Below are 19,490 nucleotides of genomic sequence, written 5' to 3'. Positions count from 1 at the left end.
CTACCCCCGTGCGTCAGCGGGGCAAGGCGGGCTCAGGCAATACCGCCCGGGCGGTTCGACGCCTGCCGGAGCGGCGGCTAACACGGCCTTGCAACGGTGGAGGAAGTCGAAGTGAAGGTAGCGATCATCACGGGTGCGGGCAGCGGCATCGGCCTCGAAACCGCGAAGATCCTGCACGGCGTGGGCTTCGCGATCGTCGGTGTCGGCCGCTCTAAGGACAAGCTGGCGGCGCTCGAGGCGGCGATCGGCAATCCCGACCACGTCCTTGCCATCAGCGCCGACCTGACCGACCCGGCTGCGCCCGGAGCCGTCGTCGCGCAGGCGCTGGCCCGCTTCGGCCGCATCGACGCGCTGGTGAACAACGCGGGCGTCGGCAGCCCCAAGCCGCTCGACGAGACGGACGACGAGACGCTCGACGACTTCCTCGACATCATGCTCGTCGCCCCGTTCCGGCTCTGCCGCGACGTCATCCCGCATCTGGGGGAGGGCGCCAGCGTGGTCAACGTGACCAGCACGTTCGCGCATATCGGCGGACGGCGCGGCGGCGCCTATTCGGCCGCCAAGGGCGGCCTCAAGTCGATGACAGAGCACATGGCCTGCGAATACGGCCCGCGCGGCATCCGTTCCAACTGCGTGGCGCCGGGCGTGACGATGACCGACATGGTGCGCCACCGTTTCGAGGATGAGGGCTTCAAGCGCGCCAACGTCGAGACCACGCCCTATCCGCGCCTGGCGCAGCCGGAGGACATTGCCTCGGTCATCGCGTTCCTGTGCCTGCCGGGGAGCGAGATGATAAACGGCCAGTCGATCGTCGTGGACGGCGGCTGGACGGCAACGAAGTATCTCTCACCCCGCGTTACCCGCACGACATGGGTGGAGCCGGAGGGGGCTTAGGCCGCCACCCGCAGCACGTTGCGGCCGCTACGCTTGGCGGCATAGAGGGCGGCGTCGGCGGCTGCGAAGGTGGCCTCCGGCGACCCGCCGATGAAGGCCAGACCGGCACTGACTCCGATCGGGATCAGCGTGCCCTGCCACTCGACCCGGGTGACGAGGCGGTTGATGCGGCGGCGCACGGCGCTTTCCAGCGTTGCGGCGGGCATCGTGGCGGGCAGCAGCGCCGCGAATTCGTCTCCGCCGATGCGGGCGATCAGGCGGGCGCCGGGGAAGGCGGTGGCCAGCCGCTCGCCGAAGCGGGCGATGCAGGCGTCTCCGGCGGCGTGGCCCCAGCGGTCGTTGATGCCCTTGAAGTCGTTGAGGTCGAACATCGCCAGCGCACCGATGCGCGCGAGTCGCTCCGATCCGGCGGGAAGGTCGAGGAACTCCGACTGGAACCGCGCGCGGTTGCCGAGCCCGGTGAGCGGGTCGTTCTCGGCAAGGCGGCGGAGCTGTTCCCATTGCAGGCGCTCCTGCGTGATGTCCTGCTTCATGCCGTAAAGCTGCACCGCGCGGCCGTTCTCCACTCGCGTATTGGCGGCCAGCCGCAACCAGCGCGTCTCGCCGCCCGGCTGGACTATCTGCGCCTCCATCGAGAAGCCGGAGCACGCCTCGATCGCCTGCGCGCGCAGGCGGAGCATGATCTCGCGCGATTCCTCGTGATAGAGGGCGACGGTGTCGCGGCGTTCGAAGTGCATGTCGTGGCTCAGGCCGAAGATGTCGAACACGCCTTCGGTCCATTCGAGCTGTTCGGTCGCAAGGTCACAGCTCCATGCGCTCAGGCCGACCAGCGCAGCGGCCTGAGACACGAGGCGACCGTCGGTCAACGGGCGAATGGCGGTGCGATGCCGGTCAGTCTGCAGATACAAGATTGGCCCCCTTGCGCCATCCATCCGCCAAATGGATCCACAATGGTTTAATCTCTTATGGTAAAATGTTGCCTAACGGAACTGCCATTCATTCGAGCGCTTTGCCCGTTGGGGCAAAGTCGGGAATTTCATCCGATTGGGCCGAGCGAAGCACGCTCCATCAGGTGCGGTTCGAAAGGTTCGAGCGAGGCGGAACTTTCTGCCAGTATCCACTTCGCGGCCTCTTCGCCGATGCGGTTCCACGGCACGTGGACCGAGGCGAGCGGCGGGAGGAGGCGGTGGGCGAGGGAGGTATCGTCAAACCCGACAACGGACAGTGCTTGGGGAACCGGCACATCGTCCTGCGCCGCGGCGTGGAGGACGCCGGCGGCCATCTCGTCGTTGCAGGCGAGGATGGCGGTGGGGCGAGGGCTTATTTCCAAGAGCAGCCGTCCGGCCGCGATGCCGGATTCGAAACTGTTGTCGCCCGGTACGATCAGAGCGGGGCCACGATCGAGCCCGAGTTCGGCCATGGCGTCAAGATAGCCGAGCTCCCGCTGCCGGGCTCCGGCCGAGCTTTCCGGGCCGGCGACGAGACCGATCCGCGTATGGCCGAGCGTCACGAGGCGGCGCACGACAAGTGCTGCGCCGCCGCGCTCGTCGCAGGACAGGCCGGGCTGGGCGCCGACCCGAAGACAGCGCGCCTGTGCGCGGAGGCACAAGTCGGCCAGATCCTCGCGTGCGGAAAGGGGAGGCATCAACACCACGCCCGCGGGCCGGTGCCTTGCCAGTAGCCGTGCGAAAGCTGCGGGGATCCCGTCAGGCTTCATGGCATTCGCGCCCAGAACATGTGGGGCGAACAGATGCGTCCCGGCCTCCACGGCGTTTGCCATGGCTTTTGCCATCGCATCCTGCACGGCGTCCCGGATGGCGTGCTCGCTTCCGTCATGCACAAGCAGCACGAGGGCATGGTTCGCAGGCACCGGATCGGCGCATTCCGGCGAGCGTAATGGCCCGCGAAAGTCGGGAACGTAGGCAGCTCGTTCCATCCCGGCCCGTTCTGTCACGCACGGTTCGATAGCGGCGCGTTCGATCGAACTGGCGGGGCGCCTGCGGGTCGGCCGGGTGGCTACGGTCGTTTCGGGGGACGTCATGCCTGCGATGTTCGGCGTTTCGGCACGGCGTACCAACCACAGTTGCCTCCGGAACCGACGAAATGCGCGGCGGCATCCCGGATACCCTCTGTTACAAGCGCGCGATTGCAGAGCGGTGACAACGCGCCTAATGAGCCCCCGACAATTATACGCCGCTGCATGCGGGCACCCCTGACCCGCGTGGCGGGCCGAAGACTTGACGGATTGCGATGAACCCCGCCCCCAGCCAGCGCCACTACGGAATGGATTGGCTGCGCGTGGGCGCTTTCGTGATGCTGATCTTCTACCACGTCGGATTTTCATTCACGCCCTGGGGCTACCAGACGCCCTCGCGCGGGGTGGTGTGGTGGGCCGAAATCCCGCTGCTGGGACTGAGCGCCTGGCGGCTGGCGCTGCTCTTCGCGATTTCGGGATATGCCAGCGCGGCGCTGTTCGCGAAGGAGCGGGACGCCGGGGCCTTCCTCAAGAGCCGGTTGCTGCGGCTCGGCATACCGCTGCTGTTTGGCCTGACGGTGATCGTGCCGCCGCAGCCATACATGGGACTGCTCAACAGCGGTTACACGCATGGCTACGGCTACTTCCTGTTCCATGATGCCTTCAGCTTCCGCCGGGTCATTCACGAGAACCTGCCGGCGATCATGCACTTGTGGTTCGTGATCTACCTGCTCGCCTACACGGTGGTGCTCTGCGCGGCGCTGATGGTGCTTCCTGCACACTGGCGCGCGGGACTGGCGCGTGGGGCGGAGAAGGTCCTTTCCGGGCCGTGGCTGCTGCCGTTCGGGTGCCTTGCCGTCTACGCCGTGCGCGCGCCGGGTGATGGCTGGACCGACACCCACAGCGTGCTGACCGACTTCTGCGCGCATCTCCATTATGGCGGCATGTTCCTGTTCGGCTACCTCCTGCGCGGGTCCGAGACCTTGCGGCAGGCGATCGCCCGGAAGTGGAAGGCCGCGCTGGTCGTCGGGCTGGCCGGTTACGCCTTCGTGGCGCTGGAAGCGTGGTACTTCCCCGGCAACGTGCGGACGCCGCGCGCGTGGATGGAACCGCTGGATTTCGCCAAGTCGGTGCAGTGCTGGGGCACGGTGATCGCCCTGTTCGGGATCGCCGACCGCTTCTGGAACCGCGACGCGCGCTGGCGGGGCACTCTGGCGGAGGCGGTGTTCCCGGTGTTCATCGCGCACCAGACCGTCATGGTGCTCGTCAGCTACTGGCTGCGCGACAAGGGGCTGACGGCACTGCCGGAATTCCTGGTGCTGTGCGCGACGGTGGCGGGCGGTTCCTGGCTGTTCTACCTCGTCGGGCGGGAAGTCGGCCCGCTGCGCCCGCTGATCGGCCTCAAGCGCGCCAAATCGGTGAAGCGGCCGGGTGCGAAGACGCTGCCGTCGACGGTAGTGTGACGTCGCATTGTAACTTCAATCGTCATTGCGAGCGTAGCGAAGCAATCCAGGGCAGTTTTGAGCCGCTCTGGATTGCTTCGCTACGCTCGCAATGAAGAAGCGTGTCCACGAAAAATGGAAATGCCATCCCCGGCCCCGCAGGAGGAGAGCCCGCGAGGCCGGAGCCGTTCAGTCCTTTGCCAGCAGCAGCGCTGCCGCCAGCGGTCCACCGCCGGACGTAGCCACTGCCACCTTCGGGTCGCCCGGGATTTGCCGTTCGCCCGCATTGCCCCGCAGCTGCGTCACAGCTTCGTGCGCGAAACCGAAGCCATGCAGACGCCCGGCGCCCAACTGGCCGCCCGCCGTGTTGAGCGGCAGTTCGCCGTTTCGCGCGATACGCGTGCCGCCTTCGATGAAGCGGCCGCCTTCGCCCTTCTCGCAAAAGCCCAGGCCCTCCAGCCAGGTAATCGGCAGGTACGCGAAGCCGTCGTAGAACTGCACGGTGTCGACATCGTCGATGGTGTAGTCGGTATGCTGCCACAGGTCGCGGCCCGCATCGTAAGCGGCAGGCCACTCGACCTGGTCCCACGAATAGCGGTCCACCGAGCCTGACATCGCGGCGATGCGGATCGGCTCGCACTTGATCTCGTCGAGGGCGTCGCCCGCCGAGACGATCACCACCGTGGAGGCGTCGGAGAAGCGGTCGCAGTCGTAGAGGCACAGCGGGGTCGAGATCATCCGTGCCGACATGTAGGTGTCGAGTGTCAGTTCCGCCTTGGTGATCGCGCGCGCGCGCGGGTTGAGCATGGCGTTCTTCGAACCGTTGATGGCGATCTGGCCGAGTTGCTCGCGCGTCAGGCCATACTTGTGGACGTGGCGCGCGGCGTATTGCGCGGTCCAGCAGGCGGCCGACGTCGCCCAGAACGGGCTGGTCCACTGCGAGGCTCCCGAGACGGTGTCTGGTCGCGGCGGCATATAGGTGGCGGGGTCGGCCATGCCGCCCGCCTCGTAGACGGTGCGAAAGCACAGGACGTGGCGGCAGATGCCCTGCTTCACCGCCCAGGCCGCCATGCCGATGGCGGAAAGCTGCGCGGGCTGCTCCATGCCGCCCATCTGCCACTTCGACTTGATGCCCAGCGCCTCGATCACCTCGTCGGTGCCGACAGGCGAGAAAGCGAGGTAGCCGTTGACCTTGCCGGGGAAGGAGAACACGCCGTCGATCTGCCCGAAGGTGAGGCCCGCCTCGGCGATCGCCTCCTTCGCGGCGTCGAGCGTCAGCAGCAGCGGATGGCGCGTCAGGCGAACGCCGACCTCGGACTGGCCGACGCCGGTGATGTAGGCTTCGCGTGCCATCAGATCGCTCGCTCGAAGAGGGGATAGAATATGCCGTCCTGTTCCTCGAACAGGACGCGCACGGGGTCGCCGAACGCCACGGCATCGACCGGGCAGTTGACGATGTTGGTGGTGAGGTAGACTCCCGGCACCCCGTCGAGCGCGACGCGGGCGATGACGTAGGGGACGGGCAGATCCTTGGCCCAGGGCTGGTGGTTGATCGTGAAGGTATCGATCACGCCGGTGCCCGCCACGGCGCTGGCAGCGATGTTCTCCGACTGGCAGTGACGGCACAGGACGCGCGGAGGATGGGTGTACTGCCCGCAGTCGCCGCAGTGTACGATCCGCAGTTCGCCCTCGGCGCCGCCGGTCCAGAACGCAGTGTTCTCCTGATCCAGCTTGGGCCTTGGCCTTGGTGGGCTCATGATCATCTCTCCCCGGCCTTTGTGCCGTTGTGTGCCGTTAAGTGCCGCTGTGTGCCTGAGGTCAAGCATGCCCCGTCAGGCATCGCGGCGACGTTCGCTCAGCGGATGGCGGGCATGATCTCCTCGGCGATCCACTGGGTGTAGTCGTAGTAGGCCGCGATCGCGGGGAGGGCCGGAATGGGTACGGAACTCCATGTAATACCAAGGGATTTCAGCCATCCGAGCCGATCGATGATCTCTTGCTTGGTCTGTCCGGGGCGGGCCGTGGGATCATCGATCACCGCATGACCCTCGCCGACACGGCTGGTGGACATGCCGTAGTAGACGTCCGCCAACTGGCCATTGTAGTCGGGCCGCGATCGGATGAAGTCGATGCGCGCAGGAATGTCCTCGGGCTTGGTCAGGAACGGCCACCAGCCCTGCGCGTAGCGGGAGACGCGCTTGAGGACCGCATCGGCGTCGCCGCCGAACCACACGGGAAGATGGGGTTTCTGCACGGGCTTGGGTTCAAAAGCGACATCTCGGAAGGAAACATATTTTCCTTCGAATTCAGGATTTTCCTGAGTCCACAGGACGATGATCGCCTGGATGTACTCTTCCGCCATGGCACCGCGTTCGTGGAATGGAACGCCCAGCAGTGCAAACTCCTCCTCCAGCCAGCCGACCGCGAAGGTGATCGTCACCCGGCCGCTGGAAAGCCAGTCCATCGTCGACAGCGCCTTGGCCGTGACAATCGGATTCTGGGCGGGCAGAATCGCGATGCACGAATTGACCCGCACCCGCTCGGTCGCTCCGGCGATATAGGCCATCGCGGTGTAGGCGTTGAAGTAGAACGGGCCCGAAAGCTCGATGTGCTTCCGCGGGATGATGTGGTGCTCGGGCACCGCGATCATCTCGAAGCCCAGCTTTTCCGCCCATTTCGCAAGGCGGGTCTGGTCGGCGCCGGTCACTTCGGTTTCCCATGGCTGCATCGTCGCCTTGAGCCGCAGCATGTGTGGCATCGCGAAGCCCAGCTTCATGTCTTTTGCTCTCCTCTCCGCCCTTGTGCGCCGCCGGCCAGTTTGGCTCCGGTCGATCACAATTCGCGCGAGAAGAGTGTCCATTCCCAGCAAGGGCGGCAACGCGATGGCGTCTCCGATCGCATGGGCGATGCGATTGCCGCAGTTTCATTCGTCAAATGAGGAACCGCTCGATCTCCCTTGCAATGACTTCCGGGATTTCGAGGTTCAGCATGTGGCCAGCGCCTTCGTGGTCGATGCGGGTGACGTCCTGGCCCATGGCGGCGATCGCATCGCCGATCATGCGGAAGTCGGCGGTGTCGCGCGCACCGGTCAGCAGCAGGGTTGGGATGGAAAGCTCGCCCAGTCGCTCGCTGTCGGGGAGGGCAGGGTGCTGTTCGTCGAGAACCCACTGGCGACCGTGGAATGCCTCGATCGATGCGCGCATGACGGCTGCGGCAGAGGTGTCACGTAGCGCATCGAACAGCGGATGGCTCCACCACAGGTCTCTCGCCCGCTGCATATCGCCAGCGCGCGCGGCGCGGCCGATGGTCTTCCAGCGTTCGATCCACTCGCTCGTCCATGTCCAGCCGACCATCAGCGGGCTCACCAGCACCAGCCGCCTTATCCGCCTCGGGTGATCGAGCGCGAAGTTGAGGGCGGTCGCCCCGCCCAGCGACATGCCGCAAAGATCGGCCTCGGCGATATCAAGTGCGTCGATCAGGGCGAGCAGGTCGTCGGCGTGGGAGTAGGGACCGCCTTCTGCTTCGGAGGCACCAAAGCCGCGCTGGTCGTAGGTGATCAAAGGGCGGTCGGGGGCAAGCCCGGCAACCAGCTGGTCCCAGTCGCGCCGCGATCCGCCGAAGCCGTGGGCCAGCACCAGAGGCGGGCCTGGACCCTCGCGTCGCTCTCCTGAAAGTACGGCGCCATCTACGGCTATGCGAAACGGAATCGGCATCCCGGCACGCTAGCGCGCGGGGATGCCGTAGCAAGCCCCCTCAGGCCGAGCCCATGTATCGGCCGCCGTTGGTGCTGATCGTCTGCCCGGTCATGTAGCTGGCTTCCTCGGAGGCCAGGAACGCCGCCGCTGCGGCGATGTCCGCCACTTGCCCCAGCCGCCCGACCGGCAGCGAGGCGCCGTAGGCATCCGCGTCGATCGGTGCGCCGCGAAGCATTGGGGTGTCGATCGAGCCGGGCGGAATCATGTTGGCGGTGATGCCGGTCTTGCCCAGTTCCATCGCCAGCGCCTTGGTGAGGCCGAGCAGGCCGCCCTTCGAGGCGACGTAATGGCTTTGCGCGAAGGAGCCCGACTGCGTGGACGAGGAGGTGATGTTGATGATCCGCCCCCAGTTCGCGGCCAGCATGTCCGGCACGATTTCCTTTGTGACCAGCCAAGGGCCCTTGAGGTTCACGCGGATGACTTTGTCGAACTCTTCGTCCTCCACGTCCATGAACGGCGTAAAGGGCGCGATACCGGCGTTGTTCACGAGGATGGTGATGGCGCCGAACTTGCCGCGTGTCTCGTCGGCGGCAGCCTTGATCGCGGCCTTGTCGGAGCAGTCGACGGTGATGGCGAGAGCCTTGCCGCCCGCTGCCTCGATCTGGCACACGGTCTCGGCGGCGCCTTCGGGGTTGAGGTCCCACACGGCGATGGCCGCCCTGTCTTCGGCCAGCCGCAGCGCGATGCCCCGGCCGATGCCCGAACCCGCGCCGGTGACCACGGCGACCTTGCCGTCAAGCGAACGTGTCATGTGAAATACTCTCCCGGATCGTAATGCTGAACATGTGAACAGCATGTAGGTCGGGAAAGTCAAACCGCCGAAGCGATACGTCGTCCCGGAGCGAGGCCAGGACGACGAAAACCCTTACATCTTCTCCGCGAAGCTGCCGTAGCGGCCGCGGTGGAACAGCATCGGTTCGTCCTCGCGCACGGTCTCCATACGCAGGATCTGGCCGAGCACGAACCAGTGATCGCCCGCTTCGGTCACCGAGTAGAGCTTGCACTCGATCGCGGCGATCGAGTCGGCGATGACTGGCAGGTTGTGCTCGGAAACCGCATATTCCACACCGACGAACTTGGCGTCACCCTTGGCGCTGACGGCCTTGCAGACCGGCCCCTGGTCGCTGGCCATGACGTTGACGCAGAAGTGGCCAGCCTTCTCGATCAGCGGCCACGAAGTCGACGACTTGTCGGGGAAGAAGCCGACCAGCGGCGGGTCGAGCGAGACCGAAGTGAAGCTGCCGACGACCATGCCGGCGGGCTTGCCCTCGTCCAGCGCGGTGATGACGCAGACACCGGTGGGATAGCTGCCGAGCACCTTGCGGAATTCTGCCGGATCGATCGTCTCACTCACGCGCCTGTCACCTTTTCCATTGCCCCGGCGGCGACCCCCGCCCACCCGGCTATCTTGGTTGTGTCGAAATCGGGCGGGCATCTCCGGTCTGGAGCGCCTCCGCGATATTGCGGCCCTCTACTGCCCGGAACCCCTGTGCCGGGCAAGGGGCGACGACTATTCTCGGGCAAATCCTCCGGCCATCGATCATTGCGTGATCTGCGCATCAAGATGATGTTTTTGCAACCTTACGATTTAATCGCTCGGTTAATTAAACTTGCGCAGGCCTCGCCAAAGGTGCAGGTGAGCAAGGTGTGTCGGATCGCCTAACTCGGGGAACGAGGGGTGATCCGGATGCCAGCGTAAACGCAGGGTCTGCTGGGCACCTGCGCGCAGAAATCTAAGGGAAGATGCACATGGCTACTGCCGAACTGATCGCCGAAACCCCCGTCGCCGCCGAAGTCGCCGAACTGGTCGCCCGTTCGCGCGCCGCGCAGGCGCAGATCGAGAACGCCACGCAGGAGCAGGTCGATACCTGGATCCGCGGCATGGTCTACGCCGTGTGCAAGCCCGGCATGGACGAGGAAATCGCCCGCGAGACCGTCGAGGAAACCCAGCTCGGCAACTACGAGGGCAAGTTCAAGAAGATCTCGGTCAAGACCCGCGCCACCCTTTACGACATCATCGACGACAAGTCGGTCGGCATTATCGACGAGATCCCCGAGCGCAACATCGTCAAGCTGGCGAAGCCCGTCGGCGTGATCGGTGCGCTCTCGCCCTCGACCAACCCCGAGGCCACCCCGGTCATCAAGGCGATCAGCGCGGTCAAGGGCCGCAACTCGATCATCATCTGCCCGCACCCGCGCGCCAAGTTCATCAACGCCAAGATCTGCAACCTGATGCGCGATGCACTGGTCAAGATGGGTGCGCCCGCCGACCTCGTGATCCCGATCGAGCAGCCCTCGGTCGAAAAGACCAACGAAGTCATGAAGCAGTGCGACCGCATCCTCGCCACCGGCGGCACGCCGATGGTGAAGGCGGCCTACTCCTCGGGCACCCCGGCGCTGGGCGTCGGCGTGGGCAACGCGGTCATCACCGTCGACGACACCGCCGACCTCGATGACGCCGCCGCCAAGATCCTGCTGTCGAAGACGCTGGACTATGCCGCTTCGTGCTCGTCGGACAATGCGGTGATCCTGCTCGACGCGATCTACGACACCATGCTCGAAAAGCTGAAGGCCAAGGGCGGCTTCATCATCGAGGGTGAGAACAAGACCAAGCTGCAGAACGCGATCTGGGAAGACGGCGAGCACATCAACGCCAAGGTCGTCGCCCAGTCCGCGCAGTTCATCGCCGACTATGCCGGCTTCGCGATCCCTGAAGGCACCGCCTTCTTCATCGTGCCCGAAACCGGCTACGGCCCGGACTACAAGTTCTCGGGCGAGAAGATGACCGTCACCATGGCGCTCTACCGCGCCAAGGACATCGACGAGGCGATCCGCCTGACCAACGCCATCCAGGGCTATCAGGGCCAGGGCCACTCCTGCGGCATCTATTCGCAGAGCGACGCCAACATCATGAAGCTGGCCGAAGGCACCAAGACCAGCCGCGTGATGGTGAACCAGCCGCAGTCGGCCTCGAACTCGGGCAACGTGTGGAACGGCATGCGCCAGACCTTCTCGCTGGGCTGCGGTTCGTGGGGCGGCAACGGCACCAACAACAACGTGACGTGGCGCGATCTCATCAACGAGACCTGGGTGTCGAAGCCGCTGGCGCAGCACAAGGTGATCCCGTCGGACGAAGCGCTGTTCGGCAAGGATATCATCGCACTGGTGGGCTGATCTTCGTGCGGCAACCGGGTAGAGGGGTGGAGCGTTCCAGCACCTTTATCCGGTGCCGCGCATGGAGATGACCGATGACCCGCACGCTTCCCTTTCTTGCCCTGACCGCCGCGCTGGCGCTGGGTGCCTGCTCGAAGCAGCCTGACGCCACCGCCACCACGGCGGCGCCGACCGAGACCGAGGAAGTGTTCCAGGAATCGCCCGCCCCGGTCGAGGCGAGCGAAGCGGGGCTCGATGCTGGCGGCCTCGGTGCAGATAAGGGGGCGAGCGCATCGGAAATCCCCGAGACGATCCGCGGCCGCTGGGGCCTCGTCCCTGCGGACTGCACCAGCACCAAGGGTGATGCGAAGGGCCTGCTCGAAGTCTCGGCCGACCAGCTCAAGTTCTACGAGTCGGTGGCCAAGCTGGGCGAGATCAAGGAAGCCGGCGAAAGCCGCATCCGGGGCACCTTCGACTACACCGGCGAAGGCCAGAGCTGGACCAACGACGTCGTCCTCGACGTGCAGGACGATGGCAAGACGATGATCCGGCGGGACTACGGCAAGGACGCGATGCCGGGACCGCTTACATACACCCGCTGCGGATGACAGCGCCCATGACGAAACAGGGATAGAGATGACCGAACAGTTTGGCCTCACCGAAGACCAGCTCGCGATCCAGGAAACGGCGCAGCGGTTCACCGCCGACCGGATCACCCCCTTCGCGGCGGAGTGGGACGAGAAGCATCACTATCCCGTCGACGTCTGGAAGGCCGCGGGCGAACTGGGCTTCGGCGCGATCTACGTGTCCGAGGAAAGCGGCGGCATCGGTCTTGGCCGCCTTGACGCGGCGCTCATCATGGAGGCCATGTCCTACGGCTGCCCGGCGACCAGCGCCTATATCTCGATCCACAACATGGGCGCGTGGATGATCGACAAATTCGGCGACCAGCAGCTCAAGGACCGCTACCTGCCCGATCTCGTGTCGATGGAGAAGATCGCGTCCTACTGCCTGACCGAACCGGGCTCGGGATCGGACGCGGCGGCGCTCAAGACGACGGCGCGGCTGGATGGCGACCACTACGTCCTCAACGGCACCAAGCAGTTCATTTCGGGCGCCGGCGTCAACGACGTCTACGTCGTCATGGCCCGCACCGGCGAGCACAAGTCGCGCGGCATCTCGTGCTTCGTGGTCGACAAGGACACCCCCGGCGTCAGCTTCGGTGCGCCGGAGAAGAAGCTGGGGTGGAACAGCTCGCCCACCGCGCAGGTCGTCTTCGAAGACGCGCGCATCCCGGCCGAGAACCGCGTCGGCGCCGAGGGTGACGGCTTCAAGTTCGCGATGGCGGGCCTGGACGGCGGCCGCCTCAACATCGGCGCCTGCTCGCTCGGCGGAGCGCAGCGCTGCCTCGACGAGGCGGTGCAGTATGCCAAGGACCGCAAGCAGTTCGACCAGCCGATCGCCGAGTTCCAGAACACCCAGTTCCGCCTCGCCGACATGGCCGCCGAACTGGAGGCCGCCCGCGCGCTGCTCTACCTCGCCGCCGCCAAGGTGACGGCGGGAGCGCCCGACAAGACGCGCTTCTCCGCCATGGCCAAGCTGATCGCGACCGACACCGGCTCCTCGGTGGTGGACCGCGCACTGCAGGTCTTCGGCGGCTATGGCTATCTCAAGGACTATCCGATCGAGCGCTTCTGGCGCGACTTGCGCGTCCATCGCATCCTCGAAGGCACCAACGAGGTCATGCGCATGATCGTCGGCCGCGAACTCGTCAAGTAAGGGGCCGTCATGACTGACGAAGTGCTGTTCCGGCGCGAAGGCGTCGCAGGGATCATCTCGCTCAACCGCCCCAAGGCGATCCACGCGCTGACCCTTGCCATGTGCGAGGCGATGAGCGCGCAGCTGGCCGCGTGGGCCACCGACGACGCCGTGGAAGTCGTCCTGATCGACCACGCCGAAGGGCGCGGCTTCTGCTCGGGCGGCGACATCAACCTGCTGCGCCATTCCGCGCTGAACGACGGCGGCGTCGAAGGGCGCAGGTTCTTTTTCGAGGAATACCGCCTCAACCACCAGCTGTTCACGTACGACAAGCCGATCGTCGCCTTCATGGACGGCATCACCATGGGCGGCGGCGTCGGCATCTCGCAGCCCGCCAAGTACCGCGTGGCGACCGAGAACACCCGCTACGCCATGCCCGAGACCGGGATCGGCCTGTTCCCTGACGTCGGCGGCGGCTGGTATCTCTCGCGCCTCGACGGCCGCGTGGGGCAGTTCCTGGCACTGACCGGCGCGCGCTTCGACGGCGCGGAATGCCTTTGGGCTGGCCTTTCCACCCATTACCTACCCTCCGAAGCGCTGGTCGAGGCCAAGAGCCGGATCGCCGTGGGTGACGACATCGCGGAAGTCCTCGCCGCGCTCTCGGTCAAGGCGCCCGAACCGAAGGTTGCCGCCAATGCGGGCGCGATCCGCAAGCACTTCGCCTTCGACACGCTGGAGCAGGTGCTGGCCTCGCTCGAAAGCGATGGCGGCGAATGGGCGGCGAAGGAACTCGCCACCCTGCGCACCAAGAGCCCGCAGGCCTGCAAGGTCTCGCTGCGCCAGCTCGAAGCCTCGCTGGGGCTGGAGACGTTCGCTCAGAACATGGCGATGGAATACCGCCTCGGCGGCCGCGTGCTGGTCCTGCCCGACTTTGCCGAGGGCGTGCGTGCGGTCATCGTCGACAAGGACCAGAACCCGCAATGGAACCCGGCTACGCCCGGAGGCGTGACCGAAGAGATGCTGGACGCGATCTTCGCGCCGCTTTCCCCCGAAGAGGAATGGAAGCCCCTATGAGCACTTACGAAACGATCCTGGTCGAGCAGAAGGGCGGCGTCACGCTCATTACGCTCAACCGTCCGCAGGCGCTCAACGCGCTGAACTCGAAGGTTCTGGTTGAGCTGATCGAGGCGTTCGCCGCCTTCGAGGCCGACAAGTCGCAGGGCTGCGCGGTCATCACCGGTTCGGGCGAGAAGGCCTTCGCGGCGGGCGCCGACATCAAGGAGATGTCCGACAAGCCCAGCGCCGAGTTCTATTCGGAGGACTTCTTCGCCGGCTGGACCAGCCAGGTCGTCAAGACCACCCGCAAACCCTGGATCGCGGCCGTCAACGGCTTCGCGCTGGGCGGTGGGTGTGAGCTGGCGATGATGGCGGACTTCATCATCGCTTCGGAAAACGCGAAGTTCGGCCAGCCCGAGATCAAGCTGGGCGTTGCTCCCGGCATGGGCGGATCGCAGCGCCTGACCCGCGCCGTCGGCAAGTCGAAGGCCATGGACATGTGCCTCACCGGCCGCATGATGGACGCCGCCGAGGCGGAGCGTTCGGGCCTCGTCAGCCAGGTCGTGCCGCTCGCAGACCTCTTGGAGACGGCGCTGAAGTCGGCCGCGACGATCGCCGCGATGCCGCCGCTCGCCGCGACCATGAACAAGGAAATGGTCAACCTCGCCTTCGAGACCACGCTCGACACCGGCCTCGTGCTGGAGCGCCGCATGTTCCAGGTGCTGACCGCGACCGAGGACAAGGCCGAAGGCATGGCCGCCTTCGTCGAGAAGCGCCCCGGGGTGTGGAAGGGCAAGTAACGTCGCATTCCCCTCCCGCTTGCGGGAGGGGGCAGGGGTGGGCCTGATTTAGACAGGTCCACCATTAGTTTCGGGAGAAGGCCCACCCCCGGCCCCTCCCGCAAACGGGAGGGGAGATATTCCATGAAGATCGCATTCATCGGCCTGGGCAATATGGGCGGCGGCATGGCCGCAAACCTCGTCAAGGCGGGCCACGAAGTCCACGCCTTCGACTTGTCCGCCGACGCGCTGGCCAAGGCGGCCGAGAACGGCTGCGCCACCTACACCGCCGTCCCCGACGCGGTGAAGGATGCCGATGCCGTCGTCACCATGCTGCCCAACGGCGGCATCGTGAAGGCGGTCTACACCGCCGACGTGATCGGCAAGGCTCCGGCGGGCGCGCTGTTCCTCGACTGCTCGACCATCGACCTCGCCACGGCGCGCGAAGTGGCCGAGCTGGCGACGGCTGCGGGCTACGAGATGGTCGATGCCCCGGTCTCGGGCGGCATCGCGGCGGCCAACGGCGGCACGCTCACTTTCATGGTGGGCGGTCCGGCAGCCACGTTCGAGAAGGCGAAGGTGGTGCTCGAACCGATGGCCAAAGCCGTCATTCTCGCGGGCGAGAGCGGCGCGGGCCAGGTTGCCAAGATGTGCAACAACATGCTGCTCGCGGTCCACATGATCGGCACCTGCGAGGCACTGGCGTTGGCCGAGAAGGCGGGCCTCGATCCGCAGAAGTTCTACGAGATCAGCTCGAAGTCCACCGGCTACTGCTGGTCGCTCAACGACTATACCCCGGCACCGGGCGTCGGCGCGGCCAGCCCGGCGGACAATGGCTATGCGGGCGGTTTCGCCTCGGCGCTGATGCTCAAGGATCTGCGTCTCGCCATTGGCGGCGCTGAGACGGCGGGCGCCACTGTGCCGATGGGCGAGCACGCGACGAAGATCTACGAAGCCTTCGTCGATGCCGGCAACGGCGGCAAGGACTTCGGCGCGATCTTCACGACGCTGTGAGGAAAATTCCTCCCCGAGCTTGCTCGGGGAGGGGGACCACCCGCGCAGCGGGTGGTGGAGGGGGCGAGTTCCGGAAATGCCCCCCTCCGTCAGCCCTTCGGGCTGCCACCTCCCCGAGACAAGCTCGGGGAGGAATTACTCGATCGCCTCTCCAGTTCGAACTTTGGCAGCTTCATGCCCTTGGTCCGGCTGGTGAGGTGATACTTGCGGCACAGCCCGCACTTGTACGGACGCAGGAGGAAGGGCGCCCGCGCGGCGACGTCCAGCGCCTCGGCCTCGCTGGCGTGGCGCGCTTTGCGCTGGCAGACGCCGGGGCTGGTGCGCATGTCAGCCGAGGATGGAGGGGCCGAGCAGCGTGAGCATCTTCACGTCGATCGCGTAACCTTCGCCGCGCCACGTTTCGAGCGCCTGTGCAAGCCCCGAAAGCGGCACGCGGTGCACCACGATGTCCTCGCTATCGACGCCGCCACCTTCGCCGACCTTCACCAGATCGTGCGCGCGGAACAAGGTGAAGCTCTCCGACACCATGCCGGGCGAGGAGTAGAACTCGCCTACCGTTTCCATGCGTCCGGCGTGGTAGCCGGTTTCCTCTTCCAGTTCGCGCGCGGCGGCGATGCTCGCGTCCTCGTCCGCATTATCGTCATGGTCGCCGACGAGCCCTGCAGGCAGCTCGATGCAGCGCTTGCCGAGCGGCACGCGGTACTGGTCGACGAGGATGACGTGATCTTCCGGGTCGATTGCCAGGATCACCGCCGCACGGATGCCGCGCGCGCGGCCGACGTATTCCCAGCGGCCCTTCTTCTTCGCGGTGATGAAGCGGCCTTCCCACATCGTCTCGACGGGGTGGTCGGCATCGTAATGATCCGGCATGCTCATAATTCGATGGTTCCGTCGGGCAGTTCATTGACGTCGTCCGGCAGGCGCGGGACGTGCAGGGAGAGGATCGCGCCGACTTTGCCGACGCCGGCGATCATGGCGTCGGCGGTGCGGCCCTCGCGAAGTTCGCCCAGCATCGCGGCGATGGCGTCGGCCCAGGTGCCGGGCTCGACTTTGCTGGCGATGGCCTCGTCGGCGAGGATCTCGACGCGGTGTTCGCGCATCGAGATGTAGATGAGGATGCCGGTGCGCCCGGTGGTGCGCCGCTCCGCGCTCATGCGGAAGGCGCGGGTGGCCTGGCCGTGGACGCGGGTGGTGCGGATGGGCGCCGGGATCAGGAAGAACTTGAGCGGCTGCCACAGCTGCAGCAGCGTCATCCCCGCGAACTTGATCGTCGCCACGCCCAGCGCCAGCGAGAGGATCATTCCGGGCGACCACTCATGGCCCCAGTCGGCGATCAGTGCGTCGTAGAGGCCCATGTAGAAATCAGGCGCGATCGCCAGCGCGGAGAGGGCCAGGAACGCCACGAAGGCCGACCACGCCAGCGCGACGTCGGTGTAGCCGTCCGATCGGTCGGTCAGCATCGTGACGATCTCGCCCGAGCTGAGCAGTTCGGCCTCGGCCACGGCGGCGCGGATGCGCTCGTGGTCCTCGGAGGTGAGATATGTGGGTCTTGCCATGGCCTACCAGTCCCCGCTTGCGCCGCCGCCGCCGAAATCGCCGCCGCCTCCGGAGAAGCCGCCGTCTCCGCCGCCCCAGCCACCGCCGCCACCCCAACTGCTACCGCCGGAATTGGTGGGGAACCAGATGATCGGTGTGTCGATGCCGCCGTAGCGGCTGCGCCGTCCGCCGCGGCTGGCCGCGCGCATGATCGGCAGGACGAAGAAGAAGATCACGAAGAGAATGAAGATGACCGTGCCGGGCGAGATGTCGTCGCCCTGATCGGCGCGCGCCTTGTCGGCCTGGGCGGCGATCTTCTGCGCCTCTTCGGGGGGCAGGGTCAGTTGCCTGATGATGGCGTCGGTGCCTGCCTCGATCCCGCCGGGGTAATCGTTGGCCTTGAAGCGGGGGAGGATCTGCTGGTTGATGATGAGGAAGCTCATCCCGTCGGTCAGCGTGCCTTCGAGGCCGTAGCCGACCTCGATGCGCACCTTGCGCTCGTTGGGTGCGACGATGAGGATGGCGCCGTTGTTGTCGCCCTTCTGCCCGATGCCCCAGGCGCGGCCGAGTTGGTAGCCGTAGTCGGAAATCTCGTAGCCATCGAGCGAAGGGATCGTCGCCACCACCAGTTGGCGATGCGACTGCTTCTCCAGCGCCTCCAGCTTTTGCGTCAGTTGCGCTTCCTCGGCGTCGGGGATGATGTTCGCGGCATCGACGACGCGCCCCGTGAGTTTGGGGAACTGCAGTTGCGCGGCCTGCGCCCATGCGCTGCCAGCCCCCGAAACGAGGGCCAGCAGGCACAGAAGCGCGGCCAGCGGGACGGCCCGGATGCGGGCCATCGGATCAGAGCTTTCCTTCGAGGCTCGGGGCGGCTTCGGCGCCGGGCGTAACGGCCTTGTAGGGCACCAGCGGATCGGCTCCGCGCAGGCGCGCGCCGATCATCGAGGGGAAAGTGCGGACTTCGGTGTTGTAGTCCTGAACCGCGCCGTTGTAGTCGCGGATGGCGACGCGGATGCGGTTTTCCTGACCCTCGAGCTGGCTCTGCAGCATCTGGTAGTTGGTGCTGGACTTGATGTCCGGATAGGCTTCCACGCTGGCGAGCAGGCGGCCGATGCCGGCGCCAAGGTTGGCTTGCGCCTGTTGGAACTGCTCCATCTTCTTCGGGTCGCCGAGGTCGTCGGCGCTGATCTGCACCGAGGTGGCCTTGGCGCGTGCCTCGGTGACGCCGACGAGGATCGACTTTTCCTGCTCGGCCGCACCCTTGGCGACGGCGGCAAGGTTGGGAACGAGGTTCGAGCGTTCCTGGAAAGCGGCCTCGACATCAGCCCATTTGGCCTTGGCAGCCTCCTGCTTGGTGGGCACCGAGTTGAAACCACAAGCGGACAGCGAAAGCGCGGCCGCGAGAACCAGGCCGGTCTTTGCCGAGCGGGCGTTGAAGAGCGTCATCGGACTTCGTTCCTCCACTGCACGCCGGGCGAACCGGCGGCTTCCACGCGATAGATAGCGCTCCGCGATGGCGGATCAAGGACGCCGGGCGGGCTCGGTGGAAACCCGGTCGGTTAACAAACGTTTGAGGGGCCGGGTGGAGTGTGTCAAACAGCACTCAGATTTATTTCCATTTGGCCGGCAGAAGGGGAACCAGGCGCATGGCAATCGTAGACGAATTCAAGAAGTTCATTGCACGCGGCAACGTGCTGGACCTCGCAGTCGGTGTGATGATCGGTGCTGCCTTCGGCAAGATCGTGTCGTCACTGAACGAGAACATGATCATGCCGGTGATCGGCTGGCTGTTCGGCAGCATCGATTTCTCGAAGTATTTCTTCCAACTGGGCGACGCACCGGCGGACTACAAGGGCAGTCTTACCGACTATGCCGCGCTGAAGGCGGCCGGCGTGCCGATGATCGGCTACGGCGAGTTCATCACCCAGGTGGTCAACTTCCTGATCATCGCCTTCGTGCTGTTCCTGCTGGTCCGTTCGGTCAACAAGATGATCGATTCGGTGAAGAAGCAGGAGGCCGAGGCCGCAGCAAATGCACCGGCGCCCGAGGCTCCGGTCGATCCGCAGTTGATCGCGCTCAAGGAAATCCTCGAGGAACTGCGCAAGAAGTAATCTGAAAATCCGCCGCA

At 65.8% G+C, this 19,490-nt stretch carries 22 protein-coding genes; 9 read left to right on the top strand and 13 right to left on the bottom strand.

Annotation, left to right across the window (positions count from 1 at the left end; all coding sequences use genetic code 11):
* Positions 1–111 precede the first annotated feature (111 nt).
* Positions 112–894, top strand: coding sequence for an SDR family NAD(P)-dependent oxidoreductase (locus PKE80_RS05775; protein ID WP_271181684.1), 783 nt, complete (start codon positions 112–114; stop codon positions 892–894).
* Here PKE80_RS05775 and PKE80_RS05770 read toward each other — a convergent pair.
* Together PKE80_RS05770 and PKE80_RS05765 are read right to left on the bottom strand one after the other, a co-directional pair.
* A complete protein-coding gene (locus tag PKE80_RS05770) occupies positions 891–1,802 on the bottom strand; it encodes a GGDEF domain-containing protein (protein WP_271181683.1) in 912 nt (303 codons plus the stop codon). The two genes, PKE80_RS05775 and PKE80_RS05770, sit on opposite strands and share 4 nt — an antisense overlap.
* 128 nt (positions 1,803–1,930) lie before the next feature.
* Positions 1,931–2,971 (bottom strand): substrate-binding domain-containing protein, encoded by a 1,041-nt coding sequence (locus PKE80_RS05765; protein ID WP_271181682.1) that lies wholly within the window; start codon positions 2,969–2,971, stop codon positions 1,931–1,933.
* A 173-nt stretch (positions 2,972–3,144) separates the two neighbouring features.
* Between PKE80_RS05765 and PKE80_RS05760 the strand changes: the two genes are divergently transcribed.
* Positions 3,145–4,332, top strand: coding sequence for an acyltransferase family protein (locus PKE80_RS05760; protein ID WP_271181681.1), 1,188 nt, complete (start codon positions 3,145–3,147; stop codon positions 4,330–4,332).
* 168 nt (positions 4,333–4,500) lie between these two features.
* Here the strand turns inward: PKE80_RS05760 and PKE80_RS05755 are convergent, their stop codons facing one another.
* The 6 genes from PKE80_RS05755 to PKE80_RS05730 form a co-directional block, all read right to left on the bottom strand.
* The gene (locus PKE80_RS05755; RefSeq protein WP_271181680.1) at positions 4,501–5,664 is read right to left on the bottom strand and encodes a thiolase family protein; all 1,164 of its coding nucleotides are present in this window, start codon (positions 5,662–5,664) and stop codon (positions 4,501–4,503) included.
* Entirely contained in the window at positions 5,664–6,068 is a 405-nt protein-coding gene (locus tag PKE80_RS05750; RefSeq protein WP_271181679.1) for a Zn-ribbon domain-containing OB-fold protein, read from the bottom strand. Before PKE80_RS05750 ends, PKE80_RS05755 begins: the two co-directional genes overlap by 1 nt.
* A gap of 98 nt (positions 6,069–6,166) precedes the next feature.
* Positions 6,167–7,171, bottom strand: coding sequence for a TIGR03619 family F420-dependent LLM class oxidoreductase (locus PKE80_RS05745; RefSeq protein ID WP_271182135.1), 1,005 nt, complete (start codon positions 7,169–7,171; stop codon positions 6,167–6,169).
* Between the two features lie 70 nt (positions 7,172–7,241).
* A complete protein-coding gene (locus PKE80_RS05740; protein WP_271181678.1) occupies positions 7,242–7,946 on the bottom strand; it encodes an alpha/beta fold hydrolase in 705 nt (234 codons plus the stop codon).
* Between the two features lie 118 nt (positions 7,947–8,064).
* Complete coding sequence (locus PKE80_RS05735) at positions 8,065–8,817, bottom strand: SDR family NAD(P)-dependent oxidoreductase (protein ID WP_271181677.1); 753 nt, start codon at positions 8,815–8,817, stop codon at positions 8,065–8,067.
* A 114-nt stretch (positions 8,818–8,931) separates the two neighbouring features.
* Entirely contained in the window at positions 8,932–9,420 is a 489-nt protein-coding gene (locus tag PKE80_RS05730) for a flavin reductase family protein (protein ID WP_271181676.1), read from the bottom strand.
* Between the two features lie 395 nt (positions 9,421–9,815).
* Between PKE80_RS05730 and PKE80_RS05725 the strand changes: the two genes are divergently transcribed.
* From PKE80_RS05725 to mmsB, 6 genes are all read left to right on the top strand, one after another.
* Entirely contained in the window at positions 9,816–11,240 is a 1,425-nt protein-coding gene (locus tag PKE80_RS05725) for an aldehyde dehydrogenase family protein (protein WP_271181675.1), read from the top strand.
* 74 nt (positions 11,241–11,314) lie between these two features.
* A complete protein-coding gene (locus PKE80_RS05720) occupies positions 11,315–11,827 on the top strand; it encodes a hypothetical protein (protein WP_271181674.1) in 513 nt (170 codons plus the stop codon).
* 28 nt (positions 11,828–11,855) lie between these two features.
* Positions 11,856–12,998 (top strand): acyl-CoA dehydrogenase family protein, encoded by a 1,143-nt coding sequence (locus tag PKE80_RS05715; RefSeq protein WP_271181673.1) that lies wholly within the window; start codon positions 11,856–11,858, stop codon positions 12,996–12,998.
* Between the two features lie 9 nt (positions 12,999–13,007).
* Positions 13,008–14,051, top strand: coding sequence for an enoyl-CoA hydratase/isomerase family protein (locus PKE80_RS05710; RefSeq protein ID WP_271181672.1), 1,044 nt, complete (start codon positions 13,008–13,010; stop codon positions 14,049–14,051).
* On the top strand, positions 14,048–14,833 hold the full coding sequence (locus PKE80_RS05705) for an enoyl-CoA hydratase-related protein (protein WP_271181671.1): 786 nt from the start codon (positions 14,048–14,050) through the stop codon (positions 14,831–14,833). Before PKE80_RS05710 ends, PKE80_RS05705 begins: the two co-directional genes overlap by 4 nt.
* Positions 14,834–14,956: 123 nt before the next feature.
* The gene (mmsB, locus tag PKE80_RS05700; protein ID WP_271181670.1) at positions 14,957–15,826 is read left to right on the top strand and encodes a 3-hydroxyisobutyrate dehydrogenase; all 870 of its coding nucleotides are present in this window, start codon (positions 14,957–14,959) and stop codon (positions 15,824–15,826) included.
* 89 nt (positions 15,827–15,915) lie between these two features.
* Here the strand turns inward: mmsB and PKE80_RS05695 are convergent, their stop codons facing one another.
* Genes PKE80_RS05695 through PKE80_RS05675 form a run of 5 tightly spaced genes read right to left on the bottom strand, consistent with a single transcriptional unit; the run spans position 15,916 to position 18,808 of the window.
* The gene (locus tag PKE80_RS05695; RefSeq protein ID WP_271181669.1) at positions 15,916–16,152 is read right to left on the bottom strand and encodes a hypothetical protein; all 237 of its coding nucleotides are present in this window, start codon (positions 16,150–16,152) and stop codon (positions 15,916–15,918) included.
* A 1-nt stretch (position 16,153) separates the two neighbouring features.
* Positions 16,154–16,702, bottom strand: a complete 549-nt coding sequence (locus PKE80_RS05690) for an NUDIX hydrolase (RefSeq protein WP_370424276.1) — start codon at positions 16,700–16,702, stop codon at positions 16,154–16,156.
* Positions 16,699–17,382, bottom strand: a complete 684-nt coding sequence (locus PKE80_RS05685; RefSeq protein ID WP_271181668.1) for a TPM domain-containing protein — start codon at positions 17,380–17,382, stop codon at positions 16,699–16,701. Before PKE80_RS05685 ends, PKE80_RS05690 begins: the two co-directional genes overlap by 4 nt.
* 3 nt (positions 17,383–17,385) lie before the next feature.
* Entirely contained in the window at positions 17,386–18,201 is an 816-nt protein-coding gene (locus PKE80_RS05680) for a TPM domain-containing protein (RefSeq protein ID WP_271181667.1), read from the bottom strand.
* A 4-nt stretch (positions 18,202–18,205) separates the two neighbouring features.
* Positions 18,206–18,808: a LemA family protein gene (locus PKE80_RS05675; RefSeq protein ID WP_008830421.1), complete on the bottom strand. Its 603-nt coding sequence runs from the start codon at positions 18,806–18,808 to the stop codon at positions 18,206–18,208.
* Between the two features lie 200 nt (positions 18,809–19,008).
* Between PKE80_RS05675 and mscL the strand changes: the two genes are divergently transcribed.
* On the top strand, positions 19,009–19,473 hold the full coding sequence (gene mscL, locus PKE80_RS05670) for a large conductance mechanosensitive channel protein MscL (protein ID WP_271181666.1): 465 nt from the start codon (positions 19,009–19,011) through the stop codon (positions 19,471–19,473).
* Positions 19,474–19,490: the final 17 nt, after the last annotated feature.

The organism is Novosphingobium resinovorum, assembly GCF_027922145.1.
GTDB classification, from domain to species: Bacteria; Pseudomonadota; Alphaproteobacteria; order Sphingomonadales; family Sphingomonadaceae; genus Novosphingobium; species Novosphingobium resinovorum.
This window is presented reverse-complemented; position numbering and strand designations above follow the sequence as displayed.

Bases quoted from the DNA above. Each gene is read 5' to 3' on its own strand.
- PKE80_RS05760 (WP_271181681.1), top strand. From the start codon at position 3,145: ATGAACCCCGCCCCCAGCCAGCGCCACTACGGAATGGATTGGCTGCGC.
- PKE80_RS05755 (WP_271181680.1), bottom strand. From the start codon at position 5,664: ATGGCACGCGAAGCCTACATCACCGGCGTCGGCCAGTCCGAGGTCGGC.
- PKE80_RS05750 (WP_271181679.1), bottom strand. From the start codon at position 6,068: ATGAGCCCACCAAGGCCAAGGCCCAAGCTGGATCAGGAGAACACTGCG.
- PKE80_RS05745 (WP_271182135.1), bottom strand. From the start codon at position 7,171: ATGGACACTCTTCTCGCGCGAATTGTGATCGACCGGAGCCAAACTGGC.
- PKE80_RS05735 (WP_271181677.1), bottom strand. From the start codon at position 8,817: ATGACACGTTCGCTTGACGGCAAGGTCGCCGTGGTCACCGGCGCGGGT.
- PKE80_RS05725 (WP_271181675.1), top strand. From the start codon at position 9,816: ATGGCTACTGCCGAACTGATCGCCGAAACCCCCGTCGCCGCCGAAGTC.
- PKE80_RS05720 (WP_271181674.1), top strand. From the start codon at position 11,315: ATGACCCGCACGCTTCCCTTTCTTGCCCTGACCGCCGCGCTGGCGCTG.
- PKE80_RS05715 (WP_271181673.1), top strand. From the start codon at position 11,856: ATGACCGAACAGTTTGGCCTCACCGAAGACCAGCTCGCGATCCAGGAA.
- PKE80_RS05710 (WP_271181672.1), top strand. From the start codon at position 13,008: ATGACTGACGAAGTGCTGTTCCGGCGCGAAGGCGTCGCAGGGATCATC.
- PKE80_RS05705 (WP_271181671.1), top strand. From the start codon at position 14,048: ATGAGCACTTACGAAACGATCCTGGTCGAGCAGAAGGGCGGCGTCACG.
- mmsB (WP_271181670.1), top strand. From the start codon at position 14,957: ATGAAGATCGCATTCATCGGCCTGGGCAATATGGGCGGCGGCATGGCC.
- PKE80_RS05695 (WP_271181669.1), bottom strand. From the start codon at position 16,152: ATGCGCACCAGCCCCGGCGTCTGCCAGCGCAAAGCGCGCCACGCCAGC.
- PKE80_RS05690 (WP_370424276.1), bottom strand. From the start codon at position 16,702: ATGAGCATGCCGGATCATTACGATGCCGACCACCCCGTCGAGACGATG.
- PKE80_RS05685 (WP_271181668.1), bottom strand. From the start codon at position 17,382: ATGGCAAGACCCACATATCTCACCTCCGAGGACCACGAGCGCATCCGC.
- PKE80_RS05680 (WP_271181667.1), bottom strand. From the start codon at position 18,201: ATGGCCCGCATCCGGGCCGTCCCGCTGGCCGCGCTTCTGTGCCTGCTG.
- PKE80_RS05675 (WP_008830421.1), bottom strand. From the start codon at position 18,808: ATGACGCTCTTCAACGCCCGCTCGGCAAAGACCGGCCTGGTTCTCGCG.
- mscL (WP_271181666.1), top strand. From the start codon at position 19,009: ATGGCAATCGTAGACGAATTCAAGAAGTTCATTGCACGCGGCAACGTG.